The 18597-nt window shown below is 72.5% G+C and carries 24 protein-coding genes, 1 tRNA gene and 1 pseudogene; 9 read left to right on the top strand and 17 right to left on the bottom strand.

The genetic code is table 11. The features are described from left to right. Positions 1–2: 2 nt before the first annotated feature. From FIP57_RS14120 to FIP57_RS14110, 3 genes are read left to right on the top strand one after another with little or no spacing between them, the layout of a single operon-like run. Positions 3–1169 carry an alpha/beta fold hydrolase gene (locus FIP57_RS14120; RefSeq protein ID WP_203231219.1) on the top strand — a complete coding sequence of 389 codons (1167 nt, stop codon included), beginning with the start codon at positions 3–5 and terminating at the stop codon, positions 1167–1169. Continuing rightward, positions 1159–2088 carry an SGNH/GDSL hydrolase family protein gene (locus FIP57_RS14115; protein ID WP_148574061.1) on the top strand — a complete coding sequence of 310 codons (930 nt, stop codon included), beginning with the start codon at positions 1159–1161 and terminating at the stop codon, positions 2086–2088. Before FIP57_RS14120 ends, FIP57_RS14115 begins: the two co-directional genes overlap by 11 nt. After that, positions 2085–2789: a uracil-DNA glycosylase gene (locus FIP57_RS14110; protein WP_238993456.1), complete on the top strand. Its 705-nt coding sequence runs from the start codon at positions 2085–2087 to the stop codon at positions 2787–2789. The genes FIP57_RS14115 and FIP57_RS14110 overlap by 4 nt, the downstream gene beginning before the upstream one ends. A 10-nt stretch (positions 2790–2799) precedes the next feature. On the opposite strand, the gene FIP57_RS14105 is transcribed toward FIP57_RS14110, so the two are convergent. Beyond that, on the bottom strand, positions 2800–3270 hold the full coding sequence (locus tag FIP57_RS14105; RefSeq protein ID WP_148574060.1) for a MarR family winged helix-turn-helix transcriptional regulator: 471 nt from the start codon (positions 3268–3270) through the stop codon (positions 2800–2802). 107 nt (positions 3271–3377) lie between these two features. On the opposite strand from FIP57_RS14105, the gene FIP57_RS14100 reads away from it, so the two are divergent. Beyond that, complete coding sequence (locus tag FIP57_RS14100; protein ID WP_148574225.1) at positions 3378–4145, top strand: dioxygenase family protein; 768 nt, start codon at positions 3378–3380, stop codon at positions 4143–4145. A 107-nt stretch (positions 4146–4252) separates the two neighbouring features. Beyond that, the gene (locus tag FIP57_RS14095) at positions 4253–4456 is read left to right on the top strand and encodes a hypothetical protein (RefSeq protein WP_148574059.1); all 204 of its coding nucleotides are present in this window, start codon (positions 4253–4255) and stop codon (positions 4454–4456) included. Between the two features lie 9 nt (positions 4457–4465). Here FIP57_RS14095 and FIP57_RS23700 read toward each other — a convergent pair whose 3' ends face one another. From FIP57_RS23700 to FIP57_RS14085, 4 genes and pseudogenes are all read right to left on the bottom strand, one after another. After that, positions 4466–4633: a hypothetical protein gene (locus FIP57_RS23700; protein WP_203231272.1), complete on the bottom strand. Its 168-nt coding sequence runs from the start codon at positions 4631–4633 to the stop codon at positions 4466–4468. A gap of 9 nt (positions 4634–4642) precedes the next feature. Further along, positions 4643–4804 (bottom strand): annotated as a pseudogene (locus FIP57_RS24335) (aldehyde dehydrogenase family protein); the annotation flags it as partial. 23 nt (positions 4805–4827) lie between these two features. Then, entirely contained in the window at positions 4828–5124 is a 297-nt protein-coding gene (locus FIP57_RS24330) for an aldehyde dehydrogenase family protein (protein ID WP_203231218.1), read from the bottom strand. 74 nt (positions 5125–5198) lie between these two features. Continuing rightward, complete coding sequence (locus FIP57_RS14085) at positions 5199–5771, bottom strand: ANTAR domain-containing protein (protein WP_148574058.1); 573 nt, start codon at positions 5769–5771, stop codon at positions 5199–5201. A gap of 129 nt (positions 5772–5900) precedes the next feature. Here FIP57_RS14085 and FIP57_RS14080 point away from each other — a divergent pair, with 129 nt between their 5' ends. Both FIP57_RS14080 and FIP57_RS14075 read left to right on the top strand, forming a co-directional pair. Further along, on the top strand, positions 5901–6740 hold the full coding sequence (locus FIP57_RS14080; protein WP_148574057.1) for an MBL fold metallo-hydrolase: 840 nt from the start codon (positions 5901–5903) through the stop codon (positions 6738–6740). Beyond that, positions 6737–8383: a RecQ family ATP-dependent DNA helicase gene (locus FIP57_RS14075; protein ID WP_203231217.1), complete on the top strand. Its 1647-nt coding sequence runs from the start codon at positions 6737–6739 to the stop codon at positions 8381–8383. The genes FIP57_RS14080 and FIP57_RS14075 overlap by 4 nt, the downstream gene beginning before the upstream one ends. Before the next feature lie 4 nt (positions 8384–8387). Here the strand turns inward: FIP57_RS14075 and FIP57_RS14070 are convergent, their stop codons facing one another. The 5 genes from FIP57_RS14070 to FIP57_RS14050 all read right to left on the bottom strand — a co-directional run bounded on the left by FIP57_RS14070 (position 8388) and on the right by FIP57_RS14050 (position 10898). Next, the gene (locus tag FIP57_RS14070; RefSeq protein ID WP_238993488.1) at positions 8388–8735 is read right to left on the bottom strand and encodes an STAS domain-containing protein; all 348 of its coding nucleotides are present in this window, start codon (positions 8733–8735) and stop codon (positions 8388–8390) included. A gap of 140 nt (positions 8736–8875) precedes the next feature. After that, positions 8876–9508 carry a DUF2231 domain-containing protein gene (locus FIP57_RS14065; protein ID WP_148574055.1) on the bottom strand — a complete coding sequence of 211 codons (633 nt, stop codon included), beginning with the start codon at positions 9506–9508 and terminating at the stop codon, positions 8876–8878. A 69-nt stretch (positions 9509–9577) separates the two neighbouring features. Then, entirely contained in the window at positions 9578–10147 is a 570-nt protein-coding gene (locus FIP57_RS14060) for a VldE C-terminal domain-containing protein (RefSeq protein WP_148574054.1), read from the bottom strand. A gap of 21 nt (positions 10148–10168) precedes the next feature. After that, a complete protein-coding gene (locus FIP57_RS14055; RefSeq protein WP_148574053.1) occupies positions 10169–10351 on the bottom strand; it encodes a DUF5999 family protein in 183 nt (60 codons plus the stop codon). Between the two features lie 148 nt (positions 10352–10499). After that, entirely contained in the window at positions 10500–10898 is a 399-nt protein-coding gene (locus FIP57_RS14050; protein WP_148574052.1) for an SsgA family sporulation/cell division regulator, read from the bottom strand. Positions 10899–11101: 203 nt separating this feature from the next. On the opposite strand from FIP57_RS14050, the gene FIP57_RS14045 reads away from it, so the two are divergent. After that, on the top strand, positions 11102–11545 hold the full coding sequence (locus tag FIP57_RS14045; RefSeq protein ID WP_148574051.1) for a DUF5709 domain-containing protein: 444 nt from the start codon (positions 11102–11104) through the stop codon (positions 11543–11545). Between the two features lie 73 nt (positions 11546–11618). Here FIP57_RS14045 and FIP57_RS23690 read toward each other — a convergent pair whose 3' ends face one another. From FIP57_RS23690 to FIP57_RS14015, 5 genes are all read right to left on the bottom strand, one after another. After that, complete coding sequence (locus FIP57_RS23690) at positions 11619–13364, bottom strand: lytic murein transglycosylase (RefSeq protein ID WP_238993455.1); 1746 nt, start codon at positions 13362–13364, stop codon at positions 11619–11621. Between the two features lie 204 nt (positions 13365–13568). Beyond that, positions 13569–13641 (bottom strand) — tRNA-Thr (locus tag FIP57_RS14030). 94 nt (positions 13642–13735) lie between these two features. Continuing rightward, positions 13736–14173, bottom strand: a complete 438-nt coding sequence (locus tag FIP57_RS14025; RefSeq protein ID WP_238993454.1) for a 4Fe-4S binding protein — start codon at positions 14171–14173, stop codon at positions 13736–13738. Next, complete coding sequence (locus FIP57_RS23275; RefSeq protein ID WP_162529813.1) at positions 14170–14640, bottom strand: NADH-quinone oxidoreductase subunit C; 471 nt, start codon at positions 14638–14640, stop codon at positions 14170–14172. Before FIP57_RS23275 ends, FIP57_RS14025 begins: the two co-directional genes overlap by 4 nt. Then, a complete protein-coding gene (locus FIP57_RS14015; RefSeq protein WP_238993453.1) occupies positions 14637–15050 on the bottom strand; it encodes an NADH-quinone oxidoreductase subunit B in 414 nt (137 codons plus the stop codon). Before FIP57_RS14015 ends, FIP57_RS23275 begins: the two co-directional genes overlap by 4 nt. Before the next feature lie 97 nt (positions 15051–15147). On the opposite strand from FIP57_RS14015, the gene FIP57_RS14010 reads away from it, so the two are divergent. Then, positions 15148–16635: an amino acid permease gene (locus FIP57_RS14010; RefSeq protein ID WP_148574048.1), complete on the top strand. Its 1488-nt coding sequence runs from the start codon at positions 15148–15150 to the stop codon at positions 16633–16635. 6 nt (positions 16636–16641) lie between these two features. Here FIP57_RS14010 and FIP57_RS14005 read toward each other — a convergent pair whose 3' ends face one another. Next, positions 16642–17538: an alpha/beta fold hydrolase gene (locus tag FIP57_RS14005; RefSeq protein WP_148574047.1), complete on the bottom strand. Its 897-nt coding sequence runs from the start codon at positions 17536–17538 to the stop codon at positions 16642–16644. A gap of 72 nt (positions 17539–17610) precedes the next feature. Continuing rightward, complete coding sequence (locus FIP57_RS14000; protein ID WP_148574046.1) at positions 17611–18597, bottom strand: sulfate/molybdate ABC transporter ATP-binding protein; 987 nt, start codon at positions 18595–18597, stop codon at positions 17611–17613.

Raw genomic sequence — 18597 nt, 5'->3', positions numbered from 1 at the left:
GCATGGATCTGATCCCCAAGCCGGACCAGATAGTCGCCGCCTCCGCCAACGTCGCCCAGAAGGTGCTGTACGGCGGCGTCGCCGACCTCCGCCCGATGCCCCGGACCCTCGTCGAGGACGGACCGATGCGCGAGCTCTACCACTACCGGCCGGCGGGACGGGTCCGGGAGACCGGTGACCCGGTCCTGCTGGTGACGCCGCTCGCCGCACCGGCGCTCTGCTACGACCTCCGGCGCGGCTGCTCACTCGTCGAGCACCTCGTGACGCAGGGGCGTCCGACGTACCTCGTGGAGTACGGCCAGGTCGCCTTCAAGGACCGCGCCCTCGGGTTGGAGCACTGGGTCAGCGAGGTGCTCCCCGAGGCCGTCCGGCGGACCAGCGAGCACGCCGGCGGCCGGCCGGTGCACGTCGTCGGCTGGAGCATCGGCGGGATCATCTCGCTGCTGACCGCGGCCGCCTGGCCGGAGCTGCCGATCGCGACGGTGACGGTGGTCGGCTCGCCGGTCGACGTCACGCAGGTGCCGCTGATCGCGCCCGTCCGTCCCCTGCTCGGCGTCGCCGGCGGCAGCAAGGCGTCCCCGATCTCGCTGGCCTACCGGCTCATGGGCGGGATGCCCGAGCCGTTGGTGCGCAGCGCCTTCCAGCTGACGTCGTTCAACAAGCTGGTCACCAAGCCGTTCGTCACCCTGGCGAAGCTCGACGACACCGATTTCCTGGCGCAGCTCGAGGCCGTCGACCGGTTCACCGCGAACATGATCGCCTACCCCGGCCGCAGCTTCGGGCAGCTCTACCACCGGATGATCCGCCACAACGAGGTCGCCACCGGCACCGTCGAGCTCGACGGGCGGGAGCTGAGGTTCGCCGACGTCACGGTGCCCGTGCTCGCGTTCGGCGGCGCGGACGACGTGATCGCGCCGGTCAGCTGCGTGGAGCCCGTGGTCGGGCTGCTCACCGGCTCCCCCGAGGTGCGGTTCGAGGTCGTCCCCGGCGGCCACCTCGGGATGCTCACCGGCCGGCGGGCGCGCGGCACGACCTGGCGGCTGCTCGACGAGTGGCTGACCGCGCACGCCGAGCCGATGATCGGGTCCAACCCGCGGCGTCGCTTCTCCTCCGCCGGCTCGCGGAGCCTCTCGACCGCGGGCAAGGGCCGGGGGCGCAGTGCCGGCTGACCGCCCGCGGGGGCTCGGGCGTGCCGCCGTCGCGCTCGCCGCGCTGCTCGTCGTCACGGGGTGCGACGTGGCGTCGGGCTCCGGCTCCTCCGACGACCCTGGCTCCACGACGGCCCCGTCGGGGAGCCCGTCGGAGAGCCCGCCCCCCTTCGCGTCGTACGTCGCGCTGGGCGACTCCTTCACCGCCGCACCGCTGGTGCCGGACACCGACCTGGCCGAGGGGTGCTTCCGCTCCTCGGCGAACTATCCGGCGCTGGTCGCCGCCGAGCTCGGCCTCGAGCTCCGCGACGTGAGCTGCAGCGGCGCGGACACCGGCGACGTCACCGGCCCGCAGGTCGTCGCGGGTGGGCGGGGCGAGGTGCCGCCGCAGCTGCGCGCCGTCCGGCCGTCCACCGACCTGGTCACGGTGGGGATCGGCGGCAACGACCAGGACGTGTTCGCCTCGCTCGTCGGCGGCTGCGCCCGCACCTCCGGCGGCGAGCTCTCCTGCCGCGAGGCCCTCGAGGAGCGGTACGGCGACCCGCGTGCCGTCCTCGAGGAGACCGGGCGGCGGGTGGCCGACGTCGTCCGCCGGATCCGGGACAAGGCGCCCGGGGCGACCGTGGTGGTCGTCGGCTACCCGCGGCTGACCTCGACCGAGGAGGGGTGCGACCTCCTGCCGCTGACCGACTCCGACCGCGCCATGGTCGCCGAGCTGGAGGTCGAGCTCGACGACGCGCTGCGGGAGGCGGCCGAGGTCGCCGGGGCGGAGTTCCTCGACATGCGCGAGCGCTCCGAGGGTCACGAGATCTGCTCCGACGACCCGTGGGTCAACGGCATCGAGACCGACCAGACCCGGGCACTGGCCTTCCACCCCTTCGCCGAGGGGCAGGCGGCCGTGGCGGAGGCGCTGGTCGAGAAGCTGGAGGAGCTGGGATGACGACCGCACGCACCGGGTCCACGCTGGCCTCGCTGGTCGAGCGCGGGTTGATGGCCGCCGACTGGGCCGAGGGGCTGGCGCCCGTGGAGGCGACGATCGAGGCGATGGGGCGGTTCCTGCGCGCCGAGCTCGAGGCCGGGCACGGCTACCTCCCGCGCGGCGAGCACGTGCTGCGGGCGTTCCAGCGGCCGCTGGCCGACGTCCGCGTGCTGGTCGTGGGACAGGACCCCTACCCCACGCCGGGGCACCCCGTGGGGCTGAGCTTCTCGGTCGCGCCGGACGTGCGGCCCCTGCCGAAGAGCCTGGTCAACATCTTCAAGGAGCTGGTCGACGACCTCGGTGTGCCGCCGCCGACCAGCGGCGACCTGACCCCGTGGGCGGACGCCGGGGTGCTGCTGCTCAACCGCTGCCTCACGGTGCGCCCCGGCCAGTCCGCCGCGCACCGCGGACGCGGCTGGGAGGCGGTCACGGACCGGGCGATCGAGGTGCTCGCCGCGCGGCCCGGCCCGAAGGCGGCGATCCTGTGGGGGCGCGACGCCCAGCAGCTCAAGCCGCTGCTCGGCGGGATCCCCTGGGTCGAGTCGCCGCACCCGAGCCCGTTGTCGGCCTCGCGCGGCTTCTTCGGCTCGCGGCCCTTCAGCCGCGTCGACGACCTGCTGGTCCGCCAGGGCGGTCAGCCGGTGGACTGGCGGCTCCCTTGAGGGGACCCGTTCAGCACTGGGCCTTGAGGCCGGAGCTCTCGATGCGGTCGAGGATGTGCGCCATCAGCCGGTGGAGGTCGGCGACGTCCTCGTCGCTCAGCCCCTCGTAGACCAGCGAGCGGACGGTCTCGACGTGGCCGGGCGCCGCGGCGACGAGCGTCTTGTACCCCTCGTCGGTCATCCGGACCATCGTCACCCGTCGGCTGACCTCGGAGCGGGACCGGCAGACCCAGCCGCGCTTCTCCAGCTTGGTGATCACGTGGGACAGTCGCGACAAGGAGGCGTTCGTGCGTCCGGCGAGCGCGCTCATCGTCGTGGTCCAGTCGTCCTCCTCCGAGAGCATCGCCAGGCAGAGGTAGTCGAAGTGCGTCATGTCAGAGTCCCGCTGCAGCTGGCTGTCGAGCGCAGGGTTCAGCTTGAGCATGACGCCGGCAAGGGGGAACCAGGAGGCCAGCTCGTCCTCGGTGAGCCATCGCGTCATGCCTTCACCCTACCTCAGTCACTTGATACTTCAACTTTTCCGGCTTAGCCTGAGAGGGACCACACAGGGAGAGAACCATGACCGAACGCCCCTCCACCACGGACAGAATGCCCGCTCTCTACATCGGGCACGGCGCTCCGCCGCTTCTCGACGACCCGGTGTGGAGCGGCCAGCTCAAGGCGTGGGCCGCCGACCTCCCCCGCCCGAAGGCGATCCTCATCGTCTCGGCCCACTGGGAGTCGGCCCCGCTGATGCTGAGCGCCACCGCGCCGGGCACGCCGCTGATCTACGACTTCGGTGGCTTCGCACCGCGCTACTACGACGAGCGCTACGAGACGCCCGACGCCTCCGCCCTCGCCGCCCGGGTCGCGGCGATGATGCCGGACACCGAGCCGGTCCACCAGCACGCGACCCGCGGGCTCGACCACGGCGCATGGGTGCCGCTGAAGATCATGTACCCGGAGGGCGACATCCCGGTGCTGCAGATGTCGATGCCCACCCACGACCCGGGCCGGCTCCTCGAGATCGGTCGCCGGCTGCGGCCGCTCCGCGACGAGGGCGTGCTGGTGATCGGGTCGGGGTTCCTCACCCACGGGCTGCCGTTCCTGAAGGAGTTCCGCATCGAGGCCACGGCGCCGGGCTGGTCGAAGGACTTCGACGCGTGGGCGGGCGAGGCCCTGGCCCGCGGTGACGTCGACACGCTCGCGTCGTACCGCGACCTCGCTCCGGGGATGCCCTACGCGCACCCGACCGTCGAGCACTACACGCCGCTGTTCGTGACGCTCGGCGCCGCGACCGACCCGACGGTGCCCGGCGAGCAGCGGATCGAGGGCTACTGGATGGGGCTCTCCAAGCGGAGCCTCCAGGTCGCCTGACGAACCACCAGCGTGTCGAGCCGCCCCTCGTGGCGCGTTGAGCCGCCCCTCGTGGCGCGTGAGCCGCCCGGTTCGGTGCTGCGCGGCACCGCGTTACCGTCGACCTCATGAGCCCGTTGCTCGTCGCCTGGGGGGCTTCCCTGATCGTGACCCTGTGGGCACTGCCGGTGGGCATCGTGCGCATGCTCGCCTACCGCTCGGGCGAGACCGACCACACGCCGACGATGCGGACCGCAGCGCAGGTCGCCCTGGCCCTGGGGCTGCTCGGACTGGTGAGCCTGGCCGTCCTCAGCGTCCTGCTGCTCGCGTAGGCCGACGACTCACCGGAGCCGGAGCCGGCGCATCGCCCTGAGCGAGGCGACGGTCTGCTTGACCTGCTTCTCGAACGGCTCGACGCCCGGGGTGGTCAGCACCTGCTTCTTCAGCACGGCGACGTGCACGGGGTCGGTGTACCCGAGCATCCCGGCGTCGCCGTGCCGGGCACCCACCCCGGAGCTCTTCAGCCCGCCGGACGGCGTCGCCTTCGAGGCGTAGGAGCAGGCGAGCCCGTCGTTGACGTTGACGTTCGCCGCCTCGATCCGGCGGCCGACCCGCTCGGCCGCCGCCAGGTCGCGCCCCCAGACGCTGGCGTTGAGCCCGTAGTCGGTGTCGTTCGCCAGCGCGACCGCCTCGTCGACGTCGGCTAGGTGTGGATCGTGGTCACCGGTCCGAAGGTTTCCTCGACGCCGTGCTTCATCTCCTTGGTGACACCGCGGAGCACCGTCGGCTCGTAGAAGGTCGGCCCCAGGTCCGGCCGCGCCCGACCGCCGGCGAGCACCTCGGCGCCCTTCGCACGCGCGTCCTCGACGTGGTCGACCGCCCGCTCGAGCTGCTGCGGAGAGACGAGCCCGCCCATCTGCGGCCACCAGTCGTACGTCGCGCCGAGGCGCAGCTTCTCCGCCGCCACGCAGAACCGTTGCAGGGTGGCGGGCAGGCTCATGCGGGCGGCTCCTCGTAGGGGGCGCCCAAAATGTAACGCGTTCTAGTTGCTGCGTACAGGCGGTGGCACCCCGCTCAGTCGGGCGCGCCCACCGTCGGCAGCTGCACCGGCACCCCCGGCTCGACCGCCCTGGCGAGCTCGACCGCGAGGTCGAGCCGCTGGTAGAGGTGCGCGCGCGCCGGGCCGGCGACCTCCTCGGCGAACCGCAGCTCCAACGGCACCCCGAGCCGGGCCGCGCGGCGGGCAGCGTCGAGGACGGTGTCGAGCGAGCTGAGCGAGTGGTCCACGAATGCCGTCACCGGCGCGCCCGGGGTGACCTCGAGGTGGATCTCCGGGCACTCCTTGCGCAGCTGCTCCTCCAGCCACCGGGCCAGCTCGCGGTCGGTGGGGGCGTCGACGCCGCGGCAGATGTCGTGGATCAGCACGTAGGCGACCCGGGTCAGCTCGGTCTCGCGCTGGTCGGCCCACAGCTCGAGCACCGCGAGGGCGGTGTCGGCGTCGGTGCCGTAGCGGAACACGAGCGCACCCTTGGCCTGCTCCACGAGTGCGGTCGACGACATCGGCCGCGTCTCGTGGGCGATGGACCTGGCGGTCTGGACGGGGATCGGCGGGACGTCCGGGAGCGCCCGCTCGTTGGTGTCGGTCATCTTCACCCTTCCGGGACAAGCACCGCGCGCCCGAGTCTGGAGCGGCGTGTCGGACGTCACAGTACGCCGAATTCGTCCCGGCCGCCCCTCTGGTCCGCATGCCGCGACGGCCCCGGGGTACCCCGCGCCATGCACCGGCTGACGTTCGTGGGCACCGCGACCACCCTGCTCGAGCTCGGCGCGTTCACCGTCCTGACCGACCCCAACTTCATCCGCCGCGGCCAGCGTGCCTACCTCGGCAAGGGGCTGTGGTCGCGGCGGCTCACGGACCCCGCGCTCACCCCCGAGGAGCTCCCCCGGCTCGACGCGGTCGTCCTCTCGCACCTGCACGGCGACCACTTCGACCGCGTCGCCCGCCGCCGGCTCGCGCGGGAGCAGCCGGTCCTCACGACCCCCGCCGCCGCCCGCCGGCTCGGCTCCTGGGGGTTCGACGCCCACGGGCTCGACACCTGGGCCAGCGAGACGCTGACCCGCGACGAGGAGACGCTGCGCGTCGAGTCGCTCCCGGGGATCCACGGCCGCGGCGTCATGCGAGGGCTGCTGCCGCCTGTGATGGGCACGCTGCTCGAGCACCGGGCTGCCGACGGCCGCACCCGCCGCGTCTACCTCAGCGGCGACACCCTCACCGGCGACCACCTCGACGCGATCGCGGAGCGGTACCCGGAGCTCGACGCCGCCGTGGTCCACCTCGGTGGCACCCGGGTGCTGCTGCACACCGTCACCATGGACGCGGTCCAGGGCGTCGACTTCCTCCGGCGGATCCGCCCCCGCGTGACGGTCCCGGTCCACCACGACGACTACCGCGTCTTCCGCTCGCCGCTCTCCGACTTCGAGGCGCTGGCCGCGCGGGAGGGCGTCGCCGAGGGGCTCCGCACCGTGGCCCGTGGCGCGTCGGTGTCCCTCGACCCCGGTGACCCGGACCACGGGGAGGGTTGGCGGAGCGGTTCCGGGGCACCTTCCGGTCCGTGACCCCACCCCCACCCCCGAGCGCCGCCCACGACCAGTACGGCGACCACGTCCGGCGCACCGCCGAGGAGCTCTTCGGCCACTCCTCGCTCCTCCCCGGCCAGGAGGAGGCGATGTCCGCCCTGCTCGCCGGCCAGGACGTGCTGCTCGTGTCCCCGACCGGCTCGGGCAAGTCGCTGAGCTACCAGGTCGCCGGCGTGCTGATGGAAGGGTGCACGGTCGTCGTCTCCCCGCTCCTCGCGTTGCAGCGCGACCAGATCCTCGGCCTGGGCACCGAGCACCGCGAGCTGCGGGCCGACCGGATCAGCTCCGCCGAGAGCGAGGCGCACCGCGACGAGGTGCTGACCCGCGCCGCGGAAGGCAAGCTCGAGTTCTTGTTCATGTCACCAGAACAACTGGCGAACGAGGAGGTCAGCGACCGGCTGGCCGAGATCGCACCCACCCTGGTGGCGGTCGACGAGGCCCACTGCGTGTCCGCCTGGGGCCACGACTTCCGTCCCGACTACCTCCGCCTCGGCGAGCTGCTCGAGCGGATCGGGAGCCCACGCGTCATCGCCATGACGGCCACCGCCGCGCTGCCCGTGCGCGAGGACATCGTCGAACGGCTGAGGCTGCGCAACCACGAGCTGGTCGTCACCGGCTTCGAGCGGCCGAACATCTCGCTCGTCGTCGACCGGGTCGCCGACGAGAACCAGCAGGAGGACGCCGTACTCGACCTGGTCCGCGACACCGAGGGGGCCGGGATCGTCTACTGCCGCACCCGGCGGTCCGCCGAGGAGTACGCCGAGGCGGTGACCGGGCTCGGCCGGCGCGCGGCGGTCTACCACGCCGGGCTGTCCCAGAAGGCACGCCGCAAGGCGCACGAGGCGTTCCTCGACGGCGACCTCGACGTCATCGTCGCCACGTCGGCCTTCGGGATGGGCATCGACAAGCCCGACATCCGATGGGTGGTCCACGCCCAGGTGCCGGAGTCCCCCGACACCTACTACCAGGAGGTGGGGCGCGCCGGCCGGGACGGCGAGCCGGCCACGGCCACGCTCGTCTACCGCTCCGAGGACCTCTCCCTCGGCAAGTTCTTCTCCGGCGGGATCCCCGACATCGACGTCGTGGCCGCGGTGGCCAAGGCGGCCGCCGGCTGCGAGCGCGACCGCGACCGGGTCGCCCACGTCCGGGACCGCACCGGGTTGGGGCCGCGCAAGGTGGGCCGGATCCTCAACCTGCTCGACGAGGTCGCCGACACCGGCGGGCCGGTCGGCACCGGCAAGAAGGTCGTCGACGCCGTCGTCGAGCGCGCGGAGGCCTACCGCAAGCTCCAGCACTCCCGCGTCGAGATGATGCGCACCTACGCGGAGACGGACCGGTGCCGCGCCGACTTCCTCGTCGGCTACTTCGGCGAGGAGGCGACGGCGCTCTGCGGTGTCTGCGACAACTGCCGGGCCGGCCACGCGGACGCGCCGGTCACCGACCACGCGGTCTTCCCGCTCCAGAGCCACGTGCACCACGAGGAGTTCGGCCCCGGGATCGTCACCGACCTCGAGGAGGACCGGCTCACGGTGCTCTTCGAGGACGTCGGGTACCGCACGCTCTCGCTCCGGCTCGTCGAGGAGCAGCGGCTGCTGGCGCCGGCGCAGCCGGCTGCGGGCTGACCGGTCAGTCCCGGCCCACCTGGTCCGTGGCGTCGCGGAGCGTGGCGCTCATCCGGAGCACCTCGGTCAGCCCTGCGACCTCGATCAGCCGGCGCGCCTGGCGGGGCGGCCCCGCGTAGACGACCTGCCGGTTGCTCGCGGTGGCCGAGCGCTCGCAGACCAGGAGCGAGCGCAGGGAGGAGATCGACAGGAACTCCAGGTGCGACAGGTCGATCACCACCGAGCCCTCCGCCAGGCGGCGGGTGACCTCCGCCTCGAAACCGTCCTGGTTGTGCAGGTCGAGCTCGCCGGTGACCTCGAAGACCACGAAGGGCTGCTCGGGGGGCGCGGGATCCATCGTCGGCGACTGCATCACGGGTCCGTCCTGCTGGTGCGAACGTCGACCTGTGGCTCTCAACCCGACCTCTCCACCATAACCGCGGAATGCGGAAAGTCCATCCGTCCGCGGGAATGAGGGGTTTGCCGGCTCCGGGGCGGGGAACCGGAAGCGGCTCAGGCCGGCTCAGGGGTGGTGAGCTCGTCGGCCGGTGGCGTGAAGTCGTCCGGGTCCGCGACCGCGGCGTCGCTCTCCTCGAAGGCGGGATGGGCGCTGCTCACCTTGCGCGCCTCGGTCAGGTGGCCGCCCAGGAACCCGCCGAAGCCCGCCGCCAGGTGCGCGGTCGCGGCCAGCGCCGCGCCGCGTCGGTGGTTCCCGCGGCGACGGCTGACCCAGGAGGCGACGAAGAGGCCGAGCGCCACCTGGTTCGACACCGCGTGCAGCGAGGCGGTGCGGCGGTCACGCTGCCCCAGGTTCCCGAACTCCGCGAGCCCGGTCAGCGCAGTCGGCGCCGCGGCGATGATCCCGGTGCCGACCAGCCTCTGGGCCGCCGCCCGCGACTCCTCACCACCGGCCACGTCGAGCACGGTCGCCGAGGTCCAGGCCCCGAGCGGGACGATGCTCAGCAGCGGGTGCAGCGCGTGGCCCAGCCAGGTGCCGTGCAGGGCGTCGGCGCGGGTGCGGTCCGACAGCAGCTGCTCGGAGAGCGGCCGGAGGACCCCGGCCAGCCCGTCGAGCGCGGTGGTCTCCTCCAGCCGCCGGGTGAGGGTGACGATCGGGGACTGGGGCGGCGCGTCGCCGTACGACATGGCGGCTCCTGAGGTGGGTCAACCGGTCGTGGCCGACCTACCCGGGGTCGTCGTCGTGAAACCCGCCGTTCAGCCGCGGGCGGCGTACCAGCTGGTCGCCGCGCGCCCGCCGGCCTTGCTCAGCGAGATGTGCACGTGGTTCCGGTGACGCAGGGTGGCCGAGCACTTCGCAAGCTTCTTGCACGAGGAGCTGCGGTAGCGCTCACCCTCGAAGCGGTCGTACGACGCCCACATCCGGTCGTTCCAGATGACGTACATGATCCCCATGCGGCGGGCCTGGGCGTGCTCGTTGCCCTGCTTGTCGGAGGCGAACACCTTGCCCAGGAAGCGGGCGACCTCCTTGCGGTGCGCCTTCTTGCGTGCGTCCATCATCCAGTCGATCGCGCGGCCGTCCTTGTGCTCGGACGTACCGCCGGAGCGGCAGGAGCGGACCCCGATCACCGGCTTGCCGCCGCCGTACCGCTTGTCGATCCAGGTGGCCAGCGCCCGCGTCCCGGGCTGCACCGCTCGGCGGCACTTCTCCTGTGGCTCGTAGGAGGCGTACTCCTCGGGCGGTGCGTCGTACGGCGCCGCAGAGGCCACCAGCGGCGTCAGCCCCACGACGAGCAGGGCAAGGACGAGCGCGCGAAGTCTGGTCAAGAAGTCCCCCGTCGGGTCGGCTCAGGCCGACCGCATCAGCACCGGCTCGCTGTGGCCGTCAGGAGCCAGGAAGAAGCCGTCGTCGAAGAGGATCACGCCGTTGCAGAGCCGGCTCCAGCCCTGCTCCTGGTGATCGGCGACCACGTGCGCGGTCCAGGCCCACTGGTCGTCCGCGCTCGGACAGCTCGGCGTGTGTGCACACATCGTCGTGTACCTCCCAATGTCGTCGAGGCCCTCTCCCAGTGACCTCGTTGTTCACTATCGGCCGGAAGTCAGCCCGGCATGACGGAAACGTGTGAAAAACACGACGACGGACGGCGGGCGCCGTCCGTCGTCGGATGCATCGCGGGGCTCACCCCTCGCTGCCGGTCATCGCGGCGAGCCAGGAGTCGACGTCGACCTCCTCCTCGCCCCGCGCGACGACGGCCTGGCTGAGCCGGACGAACTCCCGGGTGTTCCACCACGGCAACCGGAGCACGGTCGTGGTCCCGGCGTCGTCGGTGCGCGAGATCTCGGTCAGCACCGACGTGGCCTGCACGCGGACCTGGCCCTCGCCCAGGGGCACCATCGACCGGAGTCCGTCCGCGAGGAGGTCGCGCGCGAACGTCCAGGTGGTGGTGCCGGTGTCGGCGTGCACACGGACGGTGACGGCGTACGGGTCGGTCGGTTCGTAGGTCAGCGAGACCTCGACCGCGTCGGCTCCTACGTGGGTGCGGATCCAGCCGGCGGTCTCGACGACGACTCGTTGCATGGCGGCGACCTCCTCGGGTTGCCAGGTCAACGACCAGACATCACGACAGTTACCCGTCCGAGGTGTGACGGAACCCAACCAGGCCGGAGGTTTGGACCCGTGGAGCCTCGAGGTTTGAGGATGGTGGAGGCCGCTCGCGAGGCGGCGTTTCGGATCGCCGCCGGGTGGCACATAACAGGGGAACGCGACGAGAGAGGTGAGCGATGACCACCGGCAGCCCCGAGGGCATGAACGAGATCGACGAGACGAGCATCGATCCTGAGGAGCAGGGCAGCCAGATGCAGCCCTACGACACCTTGGACGACCGGGGCGTCGAGGACGTGCTCGACGAGGGCATCGTCCCGAACCAGAAGTGGTCCCCCGGGCAGGGGTTCGGCAACACCGCGGCCGAGCAACGCGAGGGCGAGACCCTCGACATGCGGATCGCCCAGGAGGAGCCGGACGTCTTCGACGACGCGGGTGACGAGGAGAACCTCGAGGACTCCGAGGTCGGCGGCGAGCGTGCCGGCCGCCTGGTCGCCCCCGACGAGGGGGCCCACGAGGACGCCGAGTCCGACGCGGTCGCCATGGACGTGGGGATCGACGGTGCCGGTGCGACGGCCGAGGAGGCCGCGCTGCAGGTGGTCGTGGTGGTGGCCGGGGTGTAGCTCTCCGACCCCCGCCGGCCGGCCACCTGGGGTGGCCGGCCGTCGTGCGTCCTGGGTCGTTCCTGCGGCCGGCTCAGCCGCCGATGAGGCGGGCGATGCAGGTGGGCAGCTGGAGGAGCGAGACGCCCTGCGCGAGGCACTGGGTCCGAGCCTGGGCCTCCGTGAGCACCGTCTCCACGACGCCGCCGACCGAGCCACCGGTGCTGCCACCGTTGCTCCCACCGGTGTCGCCGCCGGAGCTGCTGCCACCGGTCCGGCTCCCGCCGAGAAGCCCGCCACCGCCCTCACCACCGAGGAGGCCGCCACCGCCGGAACCACCTCCGAGGAGCCCACCGCCGCCGGAGCCACCGCCGGAGTCGCCCGAACCACCGCCGCCGAGGAGACCACCGCCTCCGAGCAGGCCGCCACCGCCACCGTCTCCAGAGCCGCCCGAACCACCGGACCCACCGGTGCCCCCACCGGAACCGCCACCAGTGCCGCCGCCTGAGCCGCCGCCTGAGCCGCCGCCTCCGAGGAGCCCGCCACCACCGAGCAGCCCGCCACCCGAACCGCCGCCGTCGCCACCCGAACCGCCGCCGTCGCCGCCCGTCCCGCCATCGGAACCACCGGAACCACCCGTGCCACCAGAACCGCCCGAGCCGCCGCCCCCGAGGAGGCCGCCGCCACCACCGAGCAGCCCGCCACCGGAACCGCCACCACCCGTGCCACCACCAGTGCCACCACCAGTGCTGCCGCCCGTGCTGCCGCCGTCAGCGCTGCCGGAGCCGCCGGTGCTGCCGCCGGTGCTGCCGCTGCCGGACTGGCCACCCGTGCCGGTCTCGCCGTCGGCGCCGCCCACCGGGCTCGAGCCACCGCGGTCCCCGACGAGGCCGCCGAAACCACCGCCCATGCCGCCGCCGTCCCGGCCACCGCGCGGCCCGCCGTCACGCCGCCCGCCCGAGCCGCCGGCACGTGAGCCGCCGGTGCCGCCGGTGCTGCCCGCGACGAAGCCTCCGAACGACGAGCTGGACCCGGCCGAGCTCGACGTGCCGTTGGGGACGGCGTTGTAGTCGCCGTCGGCGTAGGCGGCCATGATGGAGAGGACGAGCCGGACGTAGTCGTCGCTGTGGTTGTAGCGGTAGACCGCGGCTTCCTGGCCGGGGCGGGTGGCGAGGTCCTCGTCGCCGGAGCAGAGGTAGACCGCGGTGGCCAGGGCGGCGTCGTCGATGTCCTGGGGGTTGCGTTGGCCGTCGCCGTCGCCGTCGACGCCGACCACGGCCCAGGTGGAGGGGATGAACTGCATGGGGCCGACGGCGCGGTCGTAGCTCTGGTCGTTGTCGTAGCGGCCGGCGTCGGTGTCGGTGATCTTCGCGGTGCCGTTGGTGCCGTCCAGGGCGATGCCGTAGATGCCGGGCTCGGTGAGGCCTTCGGCGGTCAGGGTGTTGCCGCCGTAGCGGCCGTGGTCGGACTCGACGCGGCCGATGGCCGCGATCAGGGGCCACTCGATGTTGCAGGAGGGGTCGGCGGAGTCGATGACCTGCGCGGCGCGCTGGTAGGCCGCCAGCGCCGCGGACGGGATGCCGTTCGTCGAGGCGTTCCGGATCACCTCCTCGGCGTCGCCCTCCGGCACTCCGGGGGCGATCTCGCCCGCAGGCAGGAGGTTGGCCGGCTCCTCCACGGCCTCGCTCGGCATGGCGGTGCCGTCGGGCAGGACGCCCGGCTCCGGGTCCGCCGCCGTCGCGCTGGTCACCGCCAGGCTGGCGGTCCAGGCCCCGGACAGGACGGCGACCGGCACGAGCGCCGTCGCCTTCTGCTGCATCGTCAAGCGTCGTGTCTTCACGCCCGCGCTCACTCCCACGTGAAACGGCCCGACGCCCCTGCTCCCACTCGGGTGCGTCGGCTCTCCCAAACCGTCGGCAGCCACCTACCCACGTGGCGGTGGCCTGCATCACAGGGGTGGCTGCGGCCTAGTCCGGCGGAGGGCCCGTGTCACCTCTCAGCCGGAGCAGCTGTCACCCATCAGCCGAAGCAGCGCAGGGCTCGGAGCCGGTGACAGGAGTCGAACCCGCGACATCCTCATTACAAGTGAGGCGCTCTACCAACTGAGCTACACCGGCATGTGTCCGTCGCATGGTAGACGGGCGACCGGGGGGCCTTGTGTGGTGGCTCTGACGCCGATGGCACGACACCGCCACCACACAGACAGCGGGTTCAGCGACGACGTACCCGGCGGGCGGCTCGCTCGGCGGCAGCGACCTCCTTGGGCGGCTCGGCCCCCTCGCCGGCCGCCGGCGGAGCGGGCACCGACGCGACCCACTCCTGCAGCCGGTCCTGCTCCTGGACGAGGTCGACGAGGTCCCCTTCGGCGTAGGCGTACTCCGGCGACCAGAAGAGCGCGTCGAAGGGGCAGACGTCGACGCAGATCGAGCAGTACATGCAGACGGAGTAGTCGAGCGCGAACCGGTCCAGCACGTTGCGCGACCGGTCGCGGCCGCCGGCGCCGGAGGCAGGCGTGACCTCCTTGTGGGAGTCGATGTGGATGCACCACACCGGGCACTCGCGGGCACACAGCATGCACACCGTGCAGTTGCTCTCGATCAACGCGATGACCCCGCGCGACCGGGCCGGGAGCTCCTCGGGCGACCTCACGACGGCTCCTTCTCCCCCGGCCACGGCGTCTCGACCCTGGCCTGCAGGGCGTAGTCCTTGCGCAGCGGGTGGTGCGGGAAGCCGGGCGGGAGCAGCAACGGGGCGAGGCGGAGCGGCTCGCCCGAGCCGTCCAGGAACGTCACACCGAACATCTCCGCGGTCTCCCGCTCGTGCCACGCGGCACCCTCGAACACCGACGCGACGGAGGCGACCGTGGCCGCGGTGTCGAGCACCGTCCGCAGCACGAGGTGCTCGAACGGGACGGGTCGAACCAGGTGGCAGACCACACGGATGCCGTCCGGCTCGTCGACGGCGCTGAGGAAGTCGAAGTACGTCGCCCCGAGCCCCTTCGCCGCGGCGACCGCACCGGCCCAGCCGTCGAGAGGGACGTCGAGGGTCGCCGGCGCGAAACCGTCGTCGACCGTCGCACCCTCCACCCGCGGCAGGAGCTCCTCGAGCAGGGTCACGACGCCGCCACCGTGTCGAGCTGCTCCAGCGCCGCGAGCAGCGCCTCGGGACGCGGCGGGCAGCCGGGGACGTAGAGGTCGACCGGCACGAGCGAGTCGACCCCCTTCACCACGCAGTAGGAGTCCCAGTAGGGCCCCCCGGAGTTGGCGCAGGACCCGAACGAGATGACGCGGCGCGGCTCGGGCATCCGCTCGTAGAGGCTGACCACGGCGGGGGCGAGCTTGTCGGTCACGGTGCCGGAGACGACCAGCACGTCCGCACGCTCGGGCGCTCCGGCGTACGGCTGCACCCCGCGATCGTCGAGGACCGGGTCGAGCGTCGCCGCGACGAACTCGACCGCGCAGCACGCGAGCCCGACGTCGAGCACCCACAGCCGGTAGCGCCCGGCCTCGAACTGTCGCCCCTCCACGTGCCCCACTGTAGGAGTGAGGACGAGCCGTCCGACTAGACGGGCGTCGACGGGGGTATGCCCGCACCGGAGACGGCGACGGTCGAGGAGGACCCCCATGCCCAGTGCACTCCTGCGCACCAAGTCGGTCGAGCAGTCGATCGCCGACACCGACGAGCCGGAGCACCGGCTGAAGAAGAACCTCGGCGCGCTCGACCTCATGGTCTTCGGCGTCGGCGTCACCATCGGCGGCGGGCTCTTCGTGCTGACCGGCAGCGCCGCCAAGGAGTACGCCGGCCCCGCGCTCGCGATCTCCTTCGTGATCGCCGCGATCGGCTGCGGGCTGGCCGCCCTCTGCTACGCCGAGTTCGCCTCCACCGTCCCGGTGGCCGGCAGCGCCTACACGTTCTCCTACGCGACCCTGGGCGAGCTGGTCGCCTGGATCATCGGCTGGGACCTGATCCTCGAGTTCGTCGTCGGGGCCGCGGCGGTCGCCGGCGGCTGGTCGGGCTACCTGCAGAACGTCCTCGAGGGCACGGCGCTGGAGATCCCGGCGTCTGTCGCGAACACCAGCGACGGGTTCATGAACCTGCCGGCGGGGCTGCTGGTGCTCGCCCTCACCGGCGTCCTCATCGCGGGGATCAAGCTGTCCAGCATCGTCAACCAGGTCGCGGTCGTGGTGAAGGTCGGCGTCGCGCTGCTCTTCGTCGTGGTCGGCCTCTTCTACGTCAAGGCGTCGAACCTGGCGCCGTTCGTCCCCGAGAGCGAGCCGTCCACGGGATCGTCGGGGTGGCACGCCCCGTTGATCGAGGTGCTGTTCGGTCTCGAGCCGCTGACCTACGGCTGGGGCGGCATCGTGACCGGTGCCGCGATCGTGTTCTTCGCGTTCATCGGGTTCGACGTCGTCGCCACCACCGCGGAGGAGACGAAGGACCCGTCGCGCGACGTGCCGATCGGCATCTTCGGGTCGCTGGCGATCTGCACCCTGCTCTACTGCGCGGTGACCGTGGTCCTCACCGGGATGCAGGACTTCCGCGACATCGACGCCGCCGACCCCGCACCGCTGGCCACCGCGTTCACGAACATCGGCCACGACACGATCGCGGACGTGATCGCGATCGGCGCGGCGGTCGGGATCATCGTCGTGGTCATGATCCTGCTGCTCGGGCAGGCCCGGGTGGCGTTCGCGATGGCCCGTGACGGGCTGCTCCCCAAGGTGTTCGCCAAGGTGCACCCGACCTACCGCACGCCGTACGTCGTGACCGCGACGGTGGGCGTCCTGGTGGCGCTGCTGGCCACCTTCACCTCGATCGACGTGCTCGCCGAGCTCGTGAACGTCGGCACGCTGTTCGCGTTCATCCTGGTCAGCCTCGGCGTGATCGTGCTGCGCCGCCGGCGCCCCGACCTGCAGCGCGCGTTCACCGTGCCGCTGGTGCCGGTGCTGCCGATCGCCGCGGCGCTGGTCTGCTTCTACCTGATGCTCAACCTGTCGGTGGAGACGTGGGTGCGGTTCCTGGTGTGGATGGCGCTCGGGCTCGTCATCTACTTCGTCTACGGCCGCCACCACAGCCGCGTCGGGATCGCGGAGGAAGCAGCTCGGAGGTGACCCGGCTCAGCCTGCGGTCACGCGGTCGACGAAGGCGGTGACCTCGCGCGCCACCAGGTCGGGCCGGGACAGCGCGACCCAGTGGCCGTAGGGCAGCTCGCGCCGCTCGAGATGCTCGACCCACCGGCCGCTCTCCTCGAGGTTGTCCGGGCGGATCGCCGGGTCGCGGGTCTGGACGAGGAGCAGCACCGGGACCGTCGTACGGCGTTCGCGGGGGCGCGAGCGCAGGTGGATGTTCGCGCGGTAGTACGCCAGGCCGTTGACCGCGTCGTCGGGCAGCGTCGGCGCGTGGTGGCGCTCCTCCGGCCGGACCCGCTCGATCCGCTCGAGCAGCCCCGCCCAACGCTCCCGGCTGCTGACCACCCGGCGCAGCGCCGGCGGGCCCAGGGGCGAGGCGAACAGCGGGACGTACGCCGACGCGACCCCCTGCCGCAGCACCCGCAGCAGGCCGCCCGGGGTCGGCGGCGCGACCGAGCGACGCACCCAGTGGCCCAGGTGGTCGACGTTCGGACCGCTCATCGAGGTGAACGAGGCGATCCGGTCGGCCGCCCACGGCTCGCAGACCGCCTCCCAGACCTGCACCGAGCCCCAGTCGTGGCCCACGACGTGCACGGGCCGGTCGGGGCTGACGGCGTCGGCGACGGCGCGGAGGTCGGCGGCGAGGTGCGGGAGGGCGAACCCCTCGTCGGAGCCTGGGTGGCCGGACTCGCCCATGCCGCGGGTGTCGTAGGCGACGACTCGGAAGCGGCGCGCGAGCAGCGCGGCCACGTCGGTCCAGAGGTGGTGGGTGTCGGGCCAGCCGTGCACCAGCACCACGACCGGTCCGTCGGGCACCCCGCCCTCGAAGACCGCGAGCTCGACGCCCCCGGAGCCGACCGTCGCCCGGGCCCACGTGAATTCCATCGCCCCATCATGCCGACGGGGTGGAGGGAGACGTGGGCGGGAGGGCCGGTCGACGGCCGGCACGGGCCCCGGTCAGCCGGCGGCGGCCGGCTCCGGGCTGTCGAGGGCGGGAACCGTCAGGGCGCCCTTGGTCGGCACCAGCCACACCTTCGCACCGGTCTCGAGCCCTCGCGCGTGGGTGCGCGTCATGGTCACGTGCACGTCGGGATCGGTGTCGGTCCGCACGTGCAGCCGCACCTCGAAGCCGATCCGCACCATCCGCGTGATGACGCCGGGCACCGAACCCGCGACCTTGTCGTCGTCGCTCAGGTCGATGTCGTGCGGCCGCACCAGCTGCCCGCCGAGCGTCGTCACCGGGCCGAGGAACGACATCACGAAGTCGTTGGCCGGCCTGTCGTAGAGCTCGTCGGGGGTGCCGATCTGCTCGACCCGTCCGTCGTTGATCACCACGATCTGGTCGGCGACCTCGAGGGCCTCCTCCTGGTCGTGGGTGACGAGGACCGTCGTCACGTGCACCTCGTCGTGGAGCCGGCGCAGCCAGTCGCGCAGCTCCTTGCGCACCTTGGCGTCGAGCGCGCCGAACGGCTCGTCGAGCAGCAGCACGTTGGGCTCCACCGCGAGCGCCCGGGCCAGCGCCATCCGCTGCCGCTGGCCGCCGGAGAGCTGCGAGGGCAGCCGGTGGGCGAACTGCGAGAGGTGGACCAGCTCGAGGAGCTCCTCCACGCGCTTCCTGACCTCGGCCTTGGGCCGCTTGCGGATCTCCAGCCCGAACGCGACGTTCTTCGCCACCGTCATGTGCTTGAACGCGGCGTAGTGCTGGAACACGAACCCGACGTTGCGCTTGCGGGCCGGGAGGTGGGTCGCCTCGACACCCTCGATGGTCACCGTCCCGGTGTCGGCGGTCTCCAGCCCGGCGATGATCCGGAGCAGCGTCGACTTCCCACCACCGCTGGGCCCCAGGAGCGCCGTCAGCCGGCCCGTGGGGATGTGGAGGTCGATGTCCTCGAGCGCCACGAAGTCGCCGAAGTTCTTGTTGACTCCCTTCACTTCGATGCTCAT

This window comes from Nocardioides caldifontis, from assembly GCF_008087345.1.
GTDB lineage: Bacteria > Actinomycetota > Actinomycetes > Propionibacteriales > Nocardioidaceae > Marmoricola_A > Marmoricola_A caldifontis.
Note: the sequence above shows the minus strand (reverse complement) of the source record. Positions and strands in the feature narration are given on the sequence as shown.